This is a genomic window from Thiobacillus sp. SCUT-2, from assembly GCF_035621355.1.
Lineage (GTDB): Bacteria > Pseudomonadota > Gammaproteobacteria > Burkholderiales > Thiobacillaceae > Thiobacillus > Thiobacillus sedimenti.
This window is the reverse complement of record NZ_CP141769.1, coordinates 2,192,476-2,209,799: the sequence shown is the minus strand read 5'-3', so window position 1 is coordinate 2,209,799 and position 17,324 is coordinate 2,192,476. Positions and strand designations below refer to the sequence as shown.

General features: G+C 67.0%; 21 protein-coding genes and 3 tRNA genes. 12 read left to right on the top strand and 12 right to left on the bottom strand.

Annotated elements, in window-relative coordinates; all coding sequences use genetic code 11:
- Entirely contained in the window at window positions 1-576 is a 576-nt protein-coding gene (locus VA613_RS11015; RefSeq protein ID WP_324779062.1) for a CDP-alcohol phosphatidyltransferase family protein, read from the top strand.
- Between the two features lie 6 nt (window positions 577-582).
- Here the strand turns inward: VA613_RS11015 and VA613_RS11010 are convergent, their stop codons facing one another.
- Both VA613_RS11010 and VA613_RS11005 read right to left on the bottom strand, forming a co-directional pair.
- Window positions 583-1,788 (bottom strand): diguanylate cyclase domain-containing protein, encoded by a 1,206-nt coding sequence (locus VA613_RS11010; RefSeq protein WP_324779061.1) that lies wholly within the window; start codon window positions 1,786-1,788, stop codon window positions 583-585.
- 43 nt (window positions 1,789-1,831) lie between these two features.
- The gene (locus VA613_RS11005) at window positions 1,832-2,392 is read right to left on the bottom strand and encodes a peroxiredoxin (protein ID WP_324779060.1); all 561 of its coding nucleotides are present in this window, start codon (window positions 2,390-2,392) and stop codon (window positions 1,832-1,834) included.
- 91 nt (window positions 2,393-2,483) lie between these two features.
- Here VA613_RS11005 and VA613_RS11000 point away from each other — a divergent pair.
- Window positions 2,484-2,559, top strand: a tRNA-Arg gene (locus tag VA613_RS11000).
- A 197-nt stretch (window positions 2,560-2,756) separates the two neighbouring features.
- On the opposite strand, the gene VA613_RS10995 is transcribed toward VA613_RS11000, so the two are convergent.
- The 7 genes from VA613_RS10995 to VA613_RS10965 all read right to left on the bottom strand — a co-directional run bounded on the left by VA613_RS10995 (window position 2,757) and on the right by VA613_RS10965 (window position 5,986).
- Window positions 2,757-2,832 (bottom strand) — tRNA-Glu (locus VA613_RS10995).
- Window positions 2,833-2,874: 42 nt separating this feature from the next.
- Window positions 2,875-3,060, bottom strand: coding sequence for a hypothetical protein (locus tag VA613_RS10990; RefSeq protein ID WP_324779059.1), 186 nt, complete (start codon window positions 3,058-3,060; stop codon window positions 2,875-2,877).
- A 16-nt stretch (window positions 3,061-3,076) separates the two neighbouring features.
- Window positions 3,077-3,152, bottom strand: a tRNA-Ala gene (locus VA613_RS10985).
- Window positions 3,153-3,210: 58 nt separating this feature from the next.
- Complete coding sequence (locus VA613_RS10980; RefSeq protein ID WP_324779058.1) at window positions 3,211-4,593, bottom strand: FAD-binding oxidoreductase; 1,383 nt, start codon at window positions 4,591-4,593, stop codon at window positions 3,211-3,213.
- Window positions 4,594-4,608: 15 nt separating this feature from the next.
- The gene (locus VA613_RS10975) at window positions 4,609-5,028 is read right to left on the bottom strand and encodes an SseB family protein (RefSeq protein WP_324779057.1); all 420 of its coding nucleotides are present in this window, start codon (window positions 5,026-5,028) and stop codon (window positions 4,609-4,611) included.
- Between the two features lie 91 nt (window positions 5,029-5,119).
- Entirely contained in the window at window positions 5,120-5,545 is a 426-nt protein-coding gene (locus VA613_RS10970) for a DUF6231 family protein (RefSeq protein WP_324779056.1), read from the bottom strand.
- Between the two features lie 3 nt (window positions 5,546-5,548).
- Window positions 5,549-5,986 carry an RDD family protein gene (locus tag VA613_RS10965; RefSeq protein WP_324779055.1) on the bottom strand — a complete coding sequence of 146 codons (438 nt, stop codon included), beginning with the start codon at window positions 5,984-5,986 and terminating at the stop codon, window positions 5,549-5,551.
- 84 nt (window positions 5,987-6,070) lie between these two features.
- On the opposite strand from VA613_RS10965, the gene VA613_RS10960 reads away from it, so the two are divergent.
- From VA613_RS10960 to VA613_RS10915, 10 genes are all read left to right on the top strand, one after another.
- A complete protein-coding gene (locus tag VA613_RS10960; RefSeq protein ID WP_324779054.1) occupies window positions 6,071-6,475 on the top strand; it encodes a DUF2173 family protein in 405 nt (134 codons plus the stop codon).
- A gap of 35 nt (window positions 6,476-6,510) precedes the next feature.
- Complete coding sequence (locus VA613_RS10955) at window positions 6,511-6,849, top strand: DUF2173 family protein (protein ID WP_324779053.1); 339 nt, start codon at window positions 6,511-6,513, stop codon at window positions 6,847-6,849.
- A 9-nt stretch (window positions 6,850-6,858) separates the two neighbouring features.
- A complete protein-coding gene (locus tag VA613_RS10950; protein ID WP_324779052.1) occupies window positions 6,859-7,194 on the top strand; it encodes a DUF2173 family protein in 336 nt (111 codons plus the stop codon).
- Window positions 7,195-7,383: 189 nt separating this feature from the next.
- On the top strand, window positions 7,384-9,096 hold the full coding sequence (locus tag VA613_RS10945; RefSeq protein ID WP_324779051.1) for an acetolactate synthase 3 catalytic subunit: 1,713 nt from the start codon (window positions 7,384-7,386) through the stop codon (window positions 9,094-9,096).
- A complete protein-coding gene (gene ilvN / locus VA613_RS10940) occupies window positions 9,096-9,602 on the top strand; it encodes an acetolactate synthase small subunit (protein WP_324779050.1) in 507 nt (168 codons plus the stop codon). The genes VA613_RS10945 and ilvN overlap by 1 nt, the downstream gene beginning before the upstream one ends.
- Before the next feature lie 20 nt (window positions 9,603-9,622).
- Window positions 9,623-10,639 carry a ketol-acid reductoisomerase gene (gene ilvC / locus VA613_RS10935; protein ID WP_324779049.1) on the top strand — a complete coding sequence of 339 codons (1,017 nt, stop codon included), beginning with the start codon at window positions 9,623-9,625 and terminating at the stop codon, window positions 10,637-10,639.
- A gap of 81 nt (window positions 10,640-10,720) precedes the next feature.
- The gene (locus VA613_RS10930) at window positions 10,721-11,347 is read left to right on the top strand and encodes a phosphatidylserine decarboxylase (RefSeq protein ID WP_324779048.1); all 627 of its coding nucleotides are present in this window, start codon (window positions 10,721-10,723) and stop codon (window positions 11,345-11,347) included.
- A 27-nt stretch (window positions 11,348-11,374) separates the two neighbouring features.
- The gene (gene pssA / locus VA613_RS10925) at window positions 11,375-12,169 is read left to right on the top strand and encodes a CDP-diacylglycerol--serine O-phosphatidyltransferase (RefSeq protein ID WP_324779047.1); all 795 of its coding nucleotides are present in this window, start codon (window positions 11,375-11,377) and stop codon (window positions 12,167-12,169) included.
- A 216-nt stretch (window positions 12,170-12,385) separates the two neighbouring features.
- Window positions 12,386-13,921: a 2-isopropylmalate synthase gene (locus tag VA613_RS10920; RefSeq protein ID WP_324779046.1), complete on the top strand. Its 1,536-nt coding sequence runs from the start codon at window positions 12,386-12,388 to the stop codon at window positions 13,919-13,921.
- A gap of 285 nt (window positions 13,922-14,206) precedes the next feature.
- On the top strand, window positions 14,207-15,136 hold the full coding sequence (locus VA613_RS10915; RefSeq protein ID WP_324779045.1) for a DMT family transporter: 930 nt from the start codon (window positions 14,207-14,209) through the stop codon (window positions 15,134-15,136).
- Window positions 15,137-15,148: 12 nt separating this feature from the next.
- Here the strand turns inward: VA613_RS10915 and VA613_RS10910 are convergent, their stop codons facing one another.
- The 3 genes from VA613_RS10910 to purU form a co-directional block, all read right to left on the bottom strand.
- Complete coding sequence (locus VA613_RS10910) at window positions 15,149-15,493, bottom strand: DUF2069 domain-containing protein (RefSeq protein WP_324779044.1); 345 nt, start codon at window positions 15,491-15,493, stop codon at window positions 15,149-15,151.
- Window positions 15,490-16,080, bottom strand: a complete 591-nt coding sequence (wrbA, locus tag VA613_RS10905; RefSeq protein ID WP_324779043.1) for an NAD(P)H:quinone oxidoreductase — start codon at window positions 16,078-16,080, stop codon at window positions 15,490-15,492. The genes VA613_RS10910 and wrbA overlap by 4 nt, the downstream gene beginning before the upstream one ends.
- 74 nt (window positions 16,081-16,154) lie before the next feature.
- Window positions 16,155-17,009, bottom strand: a complete 855-nt coding sequence (gene purU / locus VA613_RS10900) for a formyltetrahydrofolate deformylase (RefSeq protein ID WP_324779042.1) — start codon at window positions 17,007-17,009, stop codon at window positions 16,155-16,157.
- Window positions 17,010-17,324 lie beyond the last annotated feature (315 nt).

Here is a 17,324-nt window from a genome sequence, read left to right as displayed (position 1 = left end):
ATGAGCGCGCGCGTCCTGAACCTGCCCAACGTCATCACCCTGCTGCGGATAGCAGCCGTGCCGCTCGTCGCCTGGCTGATCGTGGAGCAGCGCTGGGTGGCGGCGTGCTGGCTGTTCCTCGCTGCCGCGGTGTCGGACGGCATCGACGGCTTTCTTGCGCGCTGGCTCGACCAGATGACGCCGCTCGGTGCCGCGCTCGACACCGTCGCCGACAAGGCGCTCGGCATCGTGACGCTGGTGATGCTGACGCAGGGCGGGGCGATCCCGCTGTGGGTGACGGCGGCGATCCTGCTACGCGATACGGTCATCGTCCTGGGCGCCTTGAGCTACCGCGGGCTGGCAGGTCACCTGGAGATTCATCCGACCTGGCTGGGCAAGACGCACATGTTCGCCGAATTCACGCTGTTGGCCCTGGTGCTGGGCGGCCTTGCCGGCGTGCTGGCGCTCGGCGACTGGCTGCAATACGTGTTCGTCGCCGTCTTCGCCATCGCCGTGGGCTCGGGCCTGCAGTACGTCTGGATCTGGAGCGCGAAGGCGCGCCGCGCGCGCGAGGCGCTGCGGCTCAAGGCGCGCTGAGCCGGCTTACTGGAACGGCAGCGAGCACTGCCGCTCCGACTCGCAGCCGGATTTGACCCGATACATGGCGGCGTCGGCGGCGCGGATCAGGGCATCCTCGTCATCGCCGTCGTCGGGGTAGAGCGCCTGGCCGATCGAGGCGTCGATCTCGAGATGCAGGTCGCCGAAGCGCGTGGTCCGCGCGAGGCTTTGCTCGATCTTGAGGGCGGCCGCGAGGCAGTCCTGGCGATCCTGCACGCCCTCGAGCAGCACCACGAACTCGTCGCCCCCCAGCCGTGCGACGGAGTCCGACTCGCGCACGCACTCCCGCAGGCGCTGCGCCACTTCCATCAGCACCGCATCGCCGATGTGATGGCCGTGTTGGTCGTTGATGTCCTTGAAGCGATCCATGTCGACATAGAGGATGCCGACCTTGCCGCCGTAGCGCAGCGAATGGCGGATCGCCTGCTGCAGCCGGTCGTAGAACAGCCGGCGGTTCGCGAGCCCGGTCAGGGCGTCGTGGGTGGCCTCCTCGCGCAACGCGGCGCGCGACTGCTCGAGCGCGGCCATCTGATCGCGCAGTTGCCGCGACTTCTGGCTGATCTTGCGGATCGTGTGCCACGCGATCAGCAAGGCCAGCGTGATCGCGGCCGCGCCAAAGATCACGGTGAGGAGGTAGGCCTGCCGGTAGGTCTGCTGCGCGGCGCGCTGGGCGGCTAGGTTGGCGCGCTGGTAGGCGTTGCGCATGTCGGCCAGCTGCGCGTTGAATGCTTCCTGCAGCGGGATCGCGTCGCGCGCGAGTGCCTCCCGGGCTTGCGTCCGGTGGCCGTCGTACAGGAGGTCGACCACGTGTTCCTGGACGGCCTGAATGTGACTCACCAGCTGCGTCTGGGCGTCGAAATCGCGCTGCTCGGCGGGCGTCAACCCGAGCGCCCGCAGGGCGTTGCGGCCTTGGCCGACCAGGAAGGCGGCGCGGTTGAACTCCAGGAAATGGGGGTCGCGTTCGAACGGGTCGTCGGCCAGCACCATGCGATAGAGACTGTCGGCGCGGATATGCGCGGCCACCTGGGTCTGGGTGATGAGGTCGATCTTGCGGTTGTGGTGCTCGACCACGATGTTGAGTTGCTCGCCGAGTGCGCGGAGCTGGTACAGGCTGTTGAACAGCAGGCCGCAGATCAGCGCGATCAGCGCAACAAACGCGACTCCACTGAGAAACGAAAGTCCCCTGTGCATCAGATGGCGCTCCTGCGGGGCAACAGTCATGTATACGGTCGACTTAAGGCCGAAGTTGAGCCGTCGCGGCGCCTTGCAGGCGGCGCAGCACGGCAGCGACTTCCCCAGCGTGCCGGGCCGGGTCGACGCGATCGAAGCGGGCCGCGATACGCCCGTCGGGTGCGACGATGAACGTATGGCGTCGTGCGAAGCGGATCAATCCTAGATTCAGCAGGCTTCCATACGCGGCGGCGGTCCGCCCGTCCGGGTCGGACAGCAGGGGGAAGGGCAGCGCGTACTTGCGGGCGAACGCGGCGTGCGAGCGCGAATCGTCGACGCTGACGCCGACCAGTGCCGCGTGGAGCGATCCCAGGGTGCCGATGTCATCGCGGAAACGGCACGCCTCGCGGGTGCATCCGGGCGTGTCGTCCCTGGGATAGAAATACAGCACCAGCCAACGTCCGGCATAGTCGCGCAGCCGGTGGATGCGCCCGGCCTGGTCCGGCAGCGCGAAGTCCGGTGCAGCGCTGCCTTCCGGCCGCTGCGATCCCGGCCGCAGCATCCACATGGCGGCGCTCGCTGCCACGAGCAGGATCGCCAGCCCTCCCATTATGATTTTCGCCATGAAGGTCTCCTGAACACCATCATAGACGGCGTGCGGCGTCGAGGAACGATCACTCGTGAATCGGTGCGGCATTCGGTAGAATGCGCGCCACGCCCCGGTAGCTCAGTGGATAGAGCAACCCCCTCCTAAGGGGTAGGTCGGACGTTCGATTCGTCTTCGGGGCGCCACCCGGCACCACGCTTCATCTCGTTGCCCGATGCAATGCGGGTTGCCGTCTACCGGCGCGATCGGCGCCGCCTCGCGCACAACGCACGAACGAAAGCCAGGCATCGCGGCCCGTTGCCTGTTTCGCCTTGATCGGATACGTATTTGGAATCGCAACCCGGAACGGGCTGGATTTTCATGCACCTTACGGGGAGTAAGGTGGCGTCCCCACGGGGATTCGAACCCCGGTTATCGCCGTGAAAGGGCGGTGTCCTAGGCCTCTAGACGATGGGGACCCGGACGACGGTTTGACCCGTCAACTCAATCGACTTGCGTCGCTATCGCTTCGTGAAAAGCTGTGTCAGGGTAACGCCGACCATCAGGCCGACGAATCCCAGGGGGACCAGCGACAGCCAAGCCATGCTGTTCCCGCTGCTACGCAGCATTTCCCAGAATCCAACAACCAGTCCGACGACACTCAGGATCAACCCCGCCAAGGTGGTGATGACGCCCAGTTTGTGCATCGTACTTCCAGTTAGTTGGTGGAGGTAAGCGGGATCGAACCGCTGACCTCTTGCATGCCATGCAAGCGCTCTCCCAGCTGAGCTATACCCCCAACGAAGCCGCGCATTCTATAGATGGCTTTCGAGCTTGTAAAGCCTTCCCGGCAATTTTTAGTCGGGAAAAATCTTGCCGGGGTTGAGGAGTCCGTGCGGGTCGAATTGACGCTTGATCGCGCGCATCAGCTCGAGCGTGACGGCGTCGATTTCCTGCGGCACGAAGCGGCGCTTCTCGGTGCCGATGCCGTGCTCGCCCGACAGCGTTCCGCCGAGCGCGAGCACCTGCTGCATGATCGCTTCGAGCGCGCGCTGCGCGCGCGCCATTTCGTCGGCGTCGTCGGGATGCACCATCAGGTTGACGTGCAGGTTGCCGTTGCCGGCATGCCCGAACGAGACGACGGCGAGCCGCTGTGCACGCGCGGTGTGGTCGAGGAAATCGACGAAGTCGGCCAGCCGGGAGACCGGGACGACGACGTCCTCGTTGATCTTCAGCGGCGCGATCTGCTTGACCGCGTGCGACAGCGACTTGCGCGCGGCCCACAGGCGCGCGATGGCGTCACGCTCGAAGCCGCTCTTCGCCTCGAGCAGGCCGGGGCCGTCGAGCGCGGCTTCGAGGGCCGCGATCTGGCGCGGCAGCTCGGCAGCGGTGCCGTCGGCCTCGACCATCAGCAGCGCCCGCGTTCCCACCGGCAGGTCGTCGGCCGTGCCGGTCGGCCGGATGGCGTCGATGGCGCGCTGATCCATGAATTCGAGTGCGCTCGGCATGACGGCCTGGCGCATGACGCGGGCGACGGCATCGAGTGCCGTGCGGGTGTCGGCGAAGCACACGCGCAGGGTTGCGACGCTCTCCGGTGCGGGCAGCAGCTTCAGGGTCGCTTCCGTGATCAGCGCAAGCGTGCCGCCGGAGCCGACCAGCAGGCGGGTGAGATCGTAGCCGGTGACGCCCTTGGTGGTGCGGCAGCCGGTGCGGATTTCCTCGCCGCGGCCGGTCACGGCGCGCAGGCCGAGGGCGTAGTCGCGCGTCACGCCGTACTTGACGGCGCGCGGACCTGCGGCATTCATCGCGAGGTTGCCGCCGATGCGGCAGTAGTCGCCGCTGCCGGGATCGGGCGGATAGAAAAGGCCGGCCTCGCGCGCGAGGTGGTCGATGTCGCGGGTGACGACGCCGGGCTCGACGACGACGAGGCGGTCGACGGGGTTGAACTCGAGCACCCGCCGCATGCATTCGAAGCTGACGACGACGCTGCCGGGGGCGGGCAGCGCGCCGCCGACGTTGCCGGAACCCGCCCCGCGCGGCGTCACCGCGACGCGGTGTTCGAACGCGACGCGCATCAGCGCGGCGACCTGGTCGTGGGAGGCGGGGAACAGCACGGCGTCGGGATCGACACGGCGCGGCGTCTCGTCGCTCGCGTAGAGCGCGCGCGTGGCGGCGTCGTCGAACACGCGATCGGCGCCGAGGGCGGAGCGGAAGGCGGCGAGGGCGCGCTTGGGAAGCATCGAGGCTCGGCGGCGTCAGGCCGCGTGTTCGGGCGGCAGCTGCGCGATCAGCTGGGCGACCGTCTCGGCATCGAAATCCATGCCGACGTCCCAGCCCGGATTCAGCGCGATCGGCACGCCGCCGCCGAGGCGGCGCAGCAGCCAGGAAAACTCGGTGAGGAGGCCGCCGGAAAAGCCGGGGAACTGCGCGACGATCGGCTTGGCGCGTTCCGGGCTGGTGAACATCACCAGCACGCGCTCGCCGTCCTCGTCCTCGATGATCAGCGGCTCGGCCTGGGTCGAGCGCTGGAAGCCCTGGATGGCGTCCTTTTCGTCGCGCACCGGCATGAACAGCTGCTGGTCGAGCAGGCCCAGCACGAAGGTCTCGGGATCGAGCGTGCCGGCGTGCACGGCGGCGAGCTGTTCTTCAAGGGCGTTGTGGGGGACGAAAGTCATGATGGTCGGGCGTGGCGCGGTGAAGGCCAGTGTACCGCAAGGGGGGCGCTTGCGCGATGCGGCGCGCTGGCGGTTGGAATCGCCGTCGGCCTCAGGGTTCCCAGCGCTCGGGGTGCGCCCAGAAGCGGGAATTGAGCCAGTCCGGCACGCTCTTGTAGGTCTCGATGTCGTACTCGTGCACGCGCACGCCGGCCGCGTCGGTCGCGGCCAGCGTGAAGCCGAGCGCGCGGAAGGCGGCTTCGTCGAGCGCGCAGCCCGGCCGCGCGACGACCAGGACGTGTGGTGCGGTATAGAGGCGGACGCGGCTCAGCAGCTGCTCGGCCTGCGCCGCGTCGAGGCCGTCCAGCGCATCGACGCCGAGTGCCAGGGCGCAGGGCGCCGGCGCTGTCGCGGCGTCGTCGATGGCGACCCCCGGCAGCGCCACGGCGGCCAACGCGCGGGCGGCCGCGTCCAGTGCGCAGACGCGGGCGGGCCGGCTTGCCTGCAGGCGCGCCTCCAGATGCTCGCGCCAGGTCATGCCTCAGGCCTTGCGCGGGACGCGCACCAGCCGGGTGCCGGCGATGCGGTCGTGCAGGAACTGGCGGTCGCGGTCGAACAGCCCCCACCAGAAACCGACGCCGCCCAGCAGCAGGCCCGCCAGGGCGACGGCGAAGCGCAGCGCCGACCGCGTCAGGGTGACGGGGCCGCCGTCCCGGCACACCAGCCGGATGCGCCACGTCTTCATCGCGAGCGTCTGGCCGCTGCGCATCCAGAAGGCGCTGAAGTAGGCGAACAGCACGCCGGTCAGGTACAGCTGGAAGACCAGGTGGCGCCACCCGCTCTCGGCGCTGCCGACGAGGTAGAGAAAGGGCAGCGTGGCGACGAACAGGACGGCCGCGACCAGCAGCAGCTCGTACACCATCGAGGCGATTCGCGTCAGGAAAGAGGCCGACTGGAGGCCTATTGCTTTGTCTTGCATGGTGGTTCTATATTGAAAACGGTGCGACACTTTGCCACAGCGCACCGCATACAAAATCAAAATCAAGATCAAGGAGGGGGCTCGATGCACATCGTAAAGCAACTCATGGCCATTCCTGGTGTTATTGCAGCCGGCGAATATGCGTACCGGGGCGACCGCTTCTCCTACCAGGGCGCCTTGACCGACGAATTCGCGCGCATGGCGTCGATCCTCTGCCGCGCCAATACCCTGTCGGTCAACATGCAGTCCGAGATCTTCGATTCCTTCGCCGAGAACTGCGGCTGCCGGCCCGTGCAGGGCTGGATCGTGCGCGGCGACAAGGTGACGGTGTGCGCGGTCGGCAATTATTTTTCCTTCATCGAGAATCGTGACGAACTGCTGAACGACGTCATGACCATCATGCGCGCCAAGGTCGGCGACGTGCAGGACGATTTGCTCGCCAATCTGTATGCCCGGCTTGGAGGCGACACCAAGGAAGCGCTGTACTGAGTCCTGACACCAATCATTACCAGGGGGAGAGAGAGATGGATCTGCAGAAGCTGATGGACTTGCCGGGCACGCTCGCGGCGTTCACCTATACGGATCGAGGGGAGTTGCAGGCGCACATGCTGCGCGAAGGGACCGAACTGACGCCGCAGGTGCTCGACCTGCTGACGCGCTCGTGCGTCGCCAACCAGGCGATCGCGGCGATGGAGGCGCGCGGCTGGGAAGCGCTCACGGGCCAGAGCGGCTTCCAGCCGCTCAAGGGTTTCTCGGTGGTGGGGCTCGAATGGTCGGTCGTGGTCAACGGCAACGCCGGCGTCGTCGTCAAGAACCGTGACGCCAATTACGAGGCCACCTTCAACGCCCTGCAGTCGGCCTGAGGAGCGCGTATGCCACTCAAGAAAATTCTGGTGCTCGACGGCGTGACGGCCGTATGCCGCTTTCGTGACGACGGCGTGATCATGGATGCCGAGGGCCTGCTGCCGGCCGACCTCATGGCGCGCCTGGCGAAGTTCGCCCAGTGGTATCGCCGCATGGTCTCCGGCAACACCGATCTGCTTTCGCTGTTTTCGCAGATGCGCGGCTGGTCGCCCTCGCAGGGGTGGATCGTGCAGGGCGACACGATGACGGTGTGCAGCGCCGGCAACATGGTCTGCATGTTCGAGAACGCGAAGGGCTCGCTCAACGAGATCATGCAGGCGCTGCGCGAGGCCGCGCACGAATGAGCCGGCGCCGGTGACGGCTCGCCCGCCCGGCGCCTGACGCACGATCCGGACCCCTCCGCCAGGAGGGGTTTTTTGTTGCGGTCGCGGCGTCCCCGGCGCATTTCGTTGCCATGGGGCGATTTCTTGACCGCCACGTGGCAAAACGATTACCCTCACGGGTTCACCAACGAATTGATTTTTTGCCAGTTTATGGAAGCCACCGGCGCCGAGATCGTCGTACGTTGCCTGGCCGAAGAGGGGGTCGAGTTCGTGTTCGGCTATCCCGGCGGGGCCGTGCTCAACATCTACGACGAAATCTTCAAGCAGAACAAGTTCAAGCACGTGCTGGTGCGCCACGAGCAGGCCGCGGTGCATGCCGCCGACGCCTATGCGCGCGCCACCGGCCGCGTCGGCGTGGCGCTGGTGACCTCGGGTCCGGGCGCGACCAACGCCGTGACCGGCATCGCGACCGCCTACATGGACTCGGTGCCCATCGTCGTCGTCACGGGCCAGGTGCCGACCCCGGCGATCGGCCTGGACGCCTTCCAGGAAGTCGACACCGTCGGCATCACGCGCCCCTGCGTCAAGCACAACTTCCTCGTCAAGGACGTCAAGGACCTCGCCGCGACGATGAAGAAGGCCTTCCACATCGCCGCCACCGGCCGTCCGGGACCGGTGGTGGTCGACGTACCCAAGGACGTCACCTACCACGTGACCGACTTCGAATATCCGGCGACCGTCGAGATGCGCTCGTACAACCCGGTGGTGAAGGGGCACAGCGGCCAGTTGAAGCGCGCCGTCCAGATGCTGCTCGAGGCCAAGCGGCCGATGATCTACGCCGGCGGCGGCGTGGTGCTCGGCGATGCCGCCGGTGTGCTGACCGAACTCACCCGCATGCTGGGCTTTCCCGTCACCAACACGCTGATGGGGCTGGGCGGCTATCCCGCGACCGACCGGCAGAACCTCGGCATGCTCGGCATGCACGGCACCTACGAAGCCAACATGGCGATGCAGCATTGCGACGTGCTGCTGGCCGTCGGCGCGCGTTTCGATGACCGCGTGATCGGCAACCCGGCGCATTTCGCGCGCGAGCAGCGCCGCATCATCCATGTCGACATCGACCCCTCGTCGATCTCCAAGCGCGTCAAGGTCGACGTGCCCATCGTCGGCGACGTCACGAACGTCCTGAGCGAGATGCTGGCGCTGCTGAAGCAGGCCAAGGACAGGCCCGACACCGCCGCGCTCAACGCCTGGTGGACCCAGATCGAGCTGTGGCGCTCGAAGAACTGTCTCAAGTACAACAGGCAGAGCGCCATCATCAAGCCGCAGTATGTGGTCGAGAAGCTGTGGGAAGTGACCAAGGGCGACGCCTTCGTCACCTCCGACGTCGGCCAGCACCAGATGTGGGCGGCGCAGTACTACAAGTTCGACCAGCCGCGCCGCTGGATCAATTCCGGCGGCCTCGGCACCATGGGCGTCGGCCTGCCGTACGCGATGGGCGTGCAGCTCGCGCACCCCGAGGCGCAGGTCGCCTGCATCACCGGCGAGTCGAGCATCCAGATGAACATCCAGGAGCTGTCGACCTGCAAACAGTACCGCATCCCGGTCAAGGTCGTCATGCTCAACAACCGCTACATGGGCATGGTGCGGCAGTGGCAGGAGTTCTTCTACGGCAGCCGCTACGCCGAGTCCTACATGGAATCGCTGCCCGACTTCGTGAAGATGGCCGAGTCGTACGGCCACATCGGCATGCGCATCGACAAGCCCGAGGACGTCGAGGGCGCGCTGAAGGAGGCGTTCTCCCCCGCGCTCAAGGAGCGGCTGGTGTTCATGGACTTCCAGACCGACCAGACCGAGAACGTCTTCCCGATGGTCGAGGGCGGCAAGGGCCTGTCCGAGATGATCCTCGCGGAGGAGCTGTGATGAGCAACAACAATCACCGCCACATCATTTCGCTGCTGATGGAAAACGAGGCCGGCGCGCTGTCGCGCGTCGCCGGGCTGTTTTCCGCGCGTGCCTACAACATCGAGTCGCTCACCGTGGCGCCGACCGAGGACGCGACGCTGTCGCGCATGACCATCGTCACCGTCGGCTCCGAGGACATCATCGAGCAGATCACCAAGCAGCTCAACAAGCTGGTCGACGTGATCAAGGTGATGGACCTCACCGAAGGCCGCCACATCGAGCGCGAGCTCATGCTGGTCAAGGTGAAGGCGGTCGGTTCCGGGCGCGAGGAGATGAAGCGCACCGCCGACATCTTCCGCGGCCGCATCATCGACGTCACCGACGCCACCTACACCATCGAGCTGACCGGCACCGGTTCCAAGCTCGATGCCTTCCTGGAGGCGATCGACCCCGCCTTCATCATCGAAACCGTGCGCACGGGCGCGTCCGGCATCGGCCGCGGCGAGCGCAGTCTCAAAGCCTGATTTTCACACTAGGAACTGCCATGAAAGTTTATTACGACAAGGACGCCGACCTCTCCCTCATCAAGAAGAAGAAGGTCACCATCGTCGGCTACGGCTCGCAGGGCCACGCCCACGCCGCCAACCTGACCGATTCCGGCGTGAAGGTCACCGTCGGCCTGCGCAAGGGCGGCGCCTCGTGGGACAAGGCCAAGAAGGCCGGCCTCACCGTGAAGGAAGTCGGCGCGGCCGTGAAGGACGCCGACGTCGTCATGATCCTGGTGCCGGACGAGCAGCAGCCGGGCGTCTACTACGGCGAGATCGAGCCGAACATCAAGAAGGGCGCCACGCTCGCCTTCGCCCACGGCTTCAACATCCACTACAACCAGATCGTGCCGCGCGCCGACCTCGACGTGATCATGGTCGCGCCCAAGGGCCCCGGCCATACCGTTCGCTCCGAGTACAAGCGTGGCGGCGGCGTGCCCTCGCTGATCGCGATCTACCAGGACAAGTCGAAGAAGGCGCGTGACATCGCGCTGGCCTACGCCTGCGCCAACGGCGGCACCAAGGGCGGCGTGATCGAGACCTCCTTCCGCGAGGAGACCGAGACCGACCTGTTCGGCGAGCAGGCCGTGCTGTGCGGCGGCGCCGTCGAGCTGGTGAAGATGGGCTTCGAGACGCTGACCGAGGCCGGCTACGCCCCCGAGATGGCCTACTTCGAGTGCCTGCACGAGCTGAAGCTGATCGTCGACCTGATGTACGAGGGCGGCATCGCCAACATGAACTACTCGATCTCGAACAACGCCGAGTATGGCGAGTACGTCACCGGCCCCGAGGTCATCAACGAGCAGTCGCGCGCCGCCATGCGCGCCGCCCTGAAGCGCATCCAGACCGGCGAATACGCCAAGATGTTCATCCAGGAAGGCAAGACCAACTACCCGTCGATGACCGCCCGCCGCCGCCTCAATGCCGAGCATTCGATCGAGGTGACCGGCGCCAAGCTGCGCGACATGATGCCCTGGATCAAGGCCAACAAGCTGGTCGACCAGTCGAAGAACTGATCGGCTCACGGACAGGGGTGAGGTCTGCGGGGGCGCGCGTCCCTGCGCCTCACCCCTTTCGCCTCCCTGCTCACCGAATTTATGACACACCCCCTCATCGCCCGCGAAGGCTGGCTGGTTCTCCTGGCCGCGTTCGCGGCCGCGCTCGTCGCAACCTGGCTCGTCGGCTGGTGGTCGATCCCGTTCTGGATCTGGGCGCTGTTTGCGCTGCAGTTCTTCCGCGACCCGGCGCGCGTGCCGCCCGCCGATGCGGACGCGGTGATCGCGCCGGCCGACGGCCGCATCGTCGCGGTCGAGAAAGTCCGCGACGAATACCTGAAGCGCGATGCGCTGAAGATCAGCGTGTTCATGAACGTGTTCAACGTGCATTCGAACAAGAGCCCGGTCGACGGCCAAGTGAAGGGCGTGTGGTACACGCCCGGCAGCTTCGTCAACGCCGATCTCGACAAGGCCTCCACCGAGAACGAGCGCAACGCCCTCCATATCGCCACGCCGCGCGGCGACGTTACGTGCGTGCAGATCGCCGGCCTGATCGCGCGCCGCATCCTGTGCTACGTGCGCACGGGCGACGCGCTCACGCGCGGCCAGCGCTACGGCTTCATCCGCTTCGGCTCGCGCGTCGACGTCTACCTGCCGACGACCGCGCGGCCGGAAGTCTCGATTGGCCAGAAGGTCAGCGGCGGGCGTACCATACTGGCTCGCTGGTAACGGGTGTTGACACGGCCTAGACGCGCCATGCTGGACTTCCATCACCGCAAGACCGAATCGAAGCGCTCGCGGATGCGCGATCGCGGCATCTACCTGCTGCCCAACCTGTTCACCACCGGTGCGCTGTTCGCGGGCTTCTACGCCGTCGTGCAGGCGATGAACGGGCGCTTCGAGCTGTCGGCGGTGGCGATCTTCATCGCCATGGTGCTCGACGGACTCGACGGCCGCGTCGCGCGCATGACGCATACGCAGAGCGCGTTCGGCGCCGAGTACGACAGCCTCTCCGACATGGTCTCGTTCGGTGTCGCGCCGGCGCTGGTGATCTACGAGTTCGCGCTGCAGGACCTCGGCAAGTTCGGCTGGATCGCGGCCTTCGTCTACTGTTCCGGCGCCGCGCTGCGGCTGGCGCGCTTCAACACGCAGATCGACGTCGTCACCGACAAGCGCTTCTTCCAGGGCCTGCCGAGCCCCTCGGCCGCCGCGCTCGTCGCGGGCTTCGTATGGGTCATGGTGTCGTACGGCGTCGACGGCCACGACGTGCGCTGGCTGGCGGCGGCGATCGCGCTGTTCGGCGGGCTCACCATGGTGAGCAACCTGCGCTACTACAGCGGCAAGGAGATCAACCTCAGGAAGAGCGTGCCGTTCTTCGTCGTGCTGCTCGTGGTGCTGGTGTTCATCCTCGTCTCGACCAGCCCGCCGGAGGTGCTGTTCGGCGCCTTCCTGCTCTACGGGCTTTCCGGCTACGTCGACGCGCTGCAACGGCGTGTGCGGCGCAGGAAGGTGCCGGCTCCGGCCACCCCCTTGCGGGACGAAGGAAAATAGATAGAATTTAGACCATGTCTAATTGGTCGCAGCCCTCCTTCCTCCTCTGCCTGTCGAGCCTCCTGTTCGGCAGCCTGCTGCTGCGCGTCGCGCGCGCACACTGACCCCCCTCCCCCCGAGCAGTACCCCCGCGCCGCGAGCCGCTTGCGGCAGACCGATATAATGCGTCGGCATCGCGCGCCCTGAAGGCGCCGCCGACCCACCATGGAGCCCACCATGAACGACCGTTTGTACATTTTCGACACCACCTTGCGCGACGGCGAGCAGAGCCCCGGCGCCTCGATGACCCGGGACGAGAAGCTGCGCATCGCACGCCAGCTCGAGAAGCTCGGCGTCGACATCATCGAGGCCGGCTTCGCCGCCGCCAGCCCCGGCGACGCCGAGGCGATCAAGGCCATCGCCGAGGCGATCCAGGAATCGACGATCTGCTCGCTGGCGCGCGCCAACGAGCGCGACATCCGCGCCGCCGGCGGCGCCATCGCGCCGGCGAAGTCCGGCCGCATCCACACCTTCATCGCCACCAGCCCGATCCACATGGAGAAGAAGCTGCGCATGCAGCCCGACCAGGTCGTCGAGGCCGCGGTCAAGGCAGTGAAGCTGGCGCTCGAATACACCGACGACGTCGAGTTCTCCGCCGAGGACGCGGTGCGCTCCGACATGGATTTCCTGGTGCGCATCTTCGACGAGGTGATCAAGGCCGGCGCCAGGACCATCAACGTGCCCGACACTGTCGGCTACTCGATCCCCGCGCTGTGGGGCGAGCGCATGAAGGCGCTCATCGAGCGCGTACCCGGTTCGGGCAAGGTGATCTGGTCGACCCACTGCCACAACGACCTCGGCATGGCGGTCGCCAATTCGCTCGCCGCGGTGATGAACGGCGCGCGCCAGGTCGAGTGCACCATCAATGGCCTCGGCGAGCGCGCCGGCAACGCCTCGCTCGAGGAAATCGTGATGGCGGTGCGCACGCGCAAGGACGTGTTCCACTGCGACACCCGCATCGACGCCACGCAGATCGTGCCGGCGTCCAAGCTCGTCTCGACCATCACCGGCTACCCGGTGCAGCCGAACAAGGCCATCGTCGGCGCCAACGCCTTCGCCCACGAGTCCGGCATCCACCAGGACGGCGTGCTGAAGCACCGCGAGACCTACGAAATCATGCGGGCCGAAGACGTCGGCTGGAACGCCAACCGTCTCACCCTGGGCAAGCTCTCCGGGCGCGCCGCGTTCAAGAGCAAGCTCGCCGAGCTCGGCATCGTGCTTGAGACCGAGGAAGCGCTCAACACCGCGTTCGCCCGCTTCAAGGACCTCGCCGACAAGAAGCGCGAGATCTTCGACGAGGACCTGCAGGCGCTGGTCTCCGACGAGGGCTACGCCGCCGAGCACGAGCGCTACAAGCTGGTGTCGCTGAAGGTCTGCTCCGAGACCGGCGAGGTGCCGCGCGCCCGGATGGTGTTCACCGACGAGGGCGTCGAGAAGCAGGCCGTGGGCGTGGGTTCGGGTCCGGTCGACGCCGCCTTCAAGGCGCTCGAGTCCGAGGTCAACAGCGGCGCCAACCTGCTGCTGTACTCGGTCAACAACATCACCAGCGGCACCGACGCCCAGGGCGAAGTGACCGTGCGGCTGGCGCACGACGGGCGCGTGGTGAACGGGCAGGGCGCCGACACCGACATCGTCGTCGCCTCCGCCAAGGCCTACCTGCACGCGCTCAACAAGCTGCACAGCAAGCGCGAGCGCGCGCACCCGCAGGTGTGAGCCGGCTGGCATCCGGCGCCCGTCGGGGTGCCGGATGCGCCGGAATGAGTGGGCCAAGGTCCGGTTGACCAGACCTGAATGTCTGGTAGGCTCCGAGCTTATGAACGCGCAACACGCCATCGCTTTCACACGCTGCTTCGCCAAACGACTGTGGTGGGGGACGCCCCCTTGCCGCAGTCCGCTCCTCTTTTAACCTGATTTTTCATCACGGGGCACTGCGGGTCTGACCGCATCGCCTCCCGTTTGCCGACGACCCGCCGTAGCGCCATACAAGGGTCTTCGCTCATGGCAAACCAGGCACAACAAACCGGCTTGTTCAATCAGGATGCGCTCGTCGGCATCCTCTTCGCGCTGCTCGCGGCGGTCGGCTTTTCGGCCAAGGCCATCCTCGTCAAGCTAGCCTACCTCGACCGTGTCGATGCGGCGACGCTGCTCGCCCTGCGGATGGCGTTCTCGGTGCCGTTCTTCATCGGCGTGGCGCTGTGGGCCCGGCGCCAGCATGCCGAGCCGCTCGGCACGCGCGACCGGATGCTCGTGCTCGTCCTGGGTCTGATCGGCTACTACCTGTCGAGCTTTCTCGACTTCCTCGGGCTGCAGTACGTCTCGGCAGGCCTGGAACGGCTCATCCTGTTCCTCTACCCGACGCTGACGGTGATCCTGTCGGCGCTGCTCACGCGGCGTGCCATCGCGCGGCCGGTCATCGCGGCGATGGCGGTCTGCTATGCGGGGATCGCGCTGGCCTTCGTCCACGACGCGGGAGCGATGCCGCACGGGGCCGTGCTGGGGGCCTCGCTGGTGTTCGCAAGCACCGTGTCCTATTCGGTCTACCTGGTCGGCGCGGGCCACGCGATCGCGCGGATCGGCGCGGCGCGCTTCACCGCCTACGCGATGATCGTGGCGACCGCCGCCAGCCTGCTGCAGTTCGCCGCCACCCATCCGCTCGGCGCGCTCGACGTGCCGGGGCGGGTCTACGGACTCGCACTGGCGATGGCGGTCTTTTCCACGCTGCTGCCGGTGTTCCTGCTGTCGCACGCCATCCGCCGCATCGGTTCCGGCAGCACGTCGCTGATCGGTTCCGTCGGGCCGATCGCCACGCTGGTCATGGCGTACGCGTTCCTGCACGAACGGCTGTCGTCGGTACAGATCGCCGGCTCGGCGCTCGTGCTCGCCGGCGTGCTGATCGTCAGCGCCCACAGCCGCCGCGCCCCCGCATGAGGGGGCGGCGCGTCAGGCCTGGCGCGACGGCGCGCTGAACTTCGCGTAGTAGATCGCGGCGAAGAAGAACACCACCGACAGCGCGACCTCGCCGCCGGCGAGCCACGCCGATGCGCCCTTGTCCGACCAGGCGCGCGCCACCCCTTCGGTGAAGTAGGCGAGCACCAGCATCGGCGCCCATTGGTAGGTATAGCGGCGTCCCTTCAGGATGCCCATCAGCGGCGCCAGCAAGGGCAGGGCCTTCAGCACCAGCCACGAGCCGCCGGGGCGCAGCGGCGCCAGCCACAGCTCCCAGGCCACGCAGAGGAAGATCAGCGCGATCAGGCTCGCGCTCGCGATGTATTGCAGGGTTTTCATGCGAGCTTCACCGCGGTTTCGGCGAGCCGCTTGCCGAGCGCGATGCACAGCGTGCGCTCGGCGTCGGTAAGCGGGCGGTCGTCGGCGGGGCCGGCCCAGTGGCTGGCGCCGTAGGGCGTGCCGCCGCTGGCGGTGTCGTTGACCTCGGGCAGCGTGTAGGGCAGGCCGAGGATCAGCATGCCGTGGTGCAGCAGCGGCAGCATCATGCTCGTCAGCGTCGTCTCCTGGCCGCCGTGCAGGCTGGCGGTCGAGGTGAACACCGCGGCGGGCTTGCCGACGAGCGTGCCTTTCGCCCACAGCGCGCCGGTGCCGTCGAGGAAATACTTCAGCGCCGCGGCCATGTTGCCGAAGCGGGTCGGCGAGCCGAGCGCGAGACCGGCGCACTGCTCGAGGTCGGCGAGTTCGGCGTAGGGGGCACCGGTGTCGGGCACCGGCGGCTCGGCCACCTGGGTGCGCGGCGCCACCGGGGGGACCGTGCGCAGCCGCGCGGATGCGCCAGCGACCTGGTTGACGCCGCGCGCGACGAGGTGCGCCATGTCGCGCACGCTGCCGCCGACGCTGTAGTAGAGGACAAGAATCTCGGTCATCGATAGGGGCCTGCGAAAAAGGGAGGAAACCGATCCCGCCCGCGCGGGCCGGGGGCGGGCGCAGGCGGCGGGGGTCAGTCGAACACGACGGTCTTGTTGGCGTAGACCAGCACCCGGTTGTCGAGGTGCCATTTTACCGCGCGCGACAGCACCACCTTCTCGAGGTCGGCGCCCTTCTTGATCAGGTCGTCGAGGCTGTCGCGGTGCGAGATGCGCGCCACGTCCTGCTCGATGATCGGGCCGTCGTCGAGCGTCTCGGTGACGTAGTGCGCGGTCGCGCCGATCAGCTTGACGCCGCGCTCGAACGCCCGGTGGTAGGGCTTGGCGCCGTGGAACGCCGGCAGGAAGGAGTGGTGGATGTTGAGGATGCGGTTGGGGTAGTGGCGGATGAATTCCGGCGACAGCACCTGCATGTAGCGCGCCAGCACGATGAAATCGATCTTCTGGTTGCGCAGGATCGCCAGCTGCACCTGCTCCGCCTCGTGCTTGGTGTCCTTGCTGACCGCCAGGTGCTGGTAGGGCACCCGGTAGGCCTCGGCCAGCCAGCGCGTGTCCTCGTGGTTGCTGAGGATGATCGGCAGCTCGCAGTGCAGTTCGCCGCTCTGGTAGCGGTACAGGAGGTCGGCCAGGCAGTGGTCGAACTTGGAGACGAACACCGCCATGCGCGGCTTGCGGCTCGATTCGGCGAGCCGCCAGCTCATCCCGAAGCGCTCGGCGATCGGCGCGAAGGCGGCGCCGAAGTCGGCCAGGTCGAGGTCGAAGCCGGCCAGGTCCCATTCCACCCGCATCAGGAACAGCTTCAGCTCGGCGTCCTGGTGCTGGTCGGCGTGCAGGATGTTGGCGTCGTGCGCCAGCAGGAAGTCGGCGATGGCGGCGACCAGTCCCTTCTGGTCGGGACAGGAGATCAGCAGGACGGCAGTGTGGCGCATGGCGGTTTCCGGTGGGCCCGGGTTGGTGTCGTTTGCCCCAATCATAACCAAAGTTGCCCCTGTCCATCGCATGGGCATGGCGGCGGCCGGCGCCGGACGGGGCGGCGCGCAAAGTTTCAGCAGAGTTTGCGCAGCCCGCCAAATATCTGTTTTTACTAATAATCTGAATCGTCGACGCATTCATGGGGCTGGCGGGGGCGTTTCGGCCTGCCAGGCCGCGCGGCTGCGGGGGGCTGTTCAAAATTTGGGCATGGACCCGCCTGACGACCTTGATTTGCCGCGGGATTTTTCCGGCTGTGAGAAAAAATTCCCGAA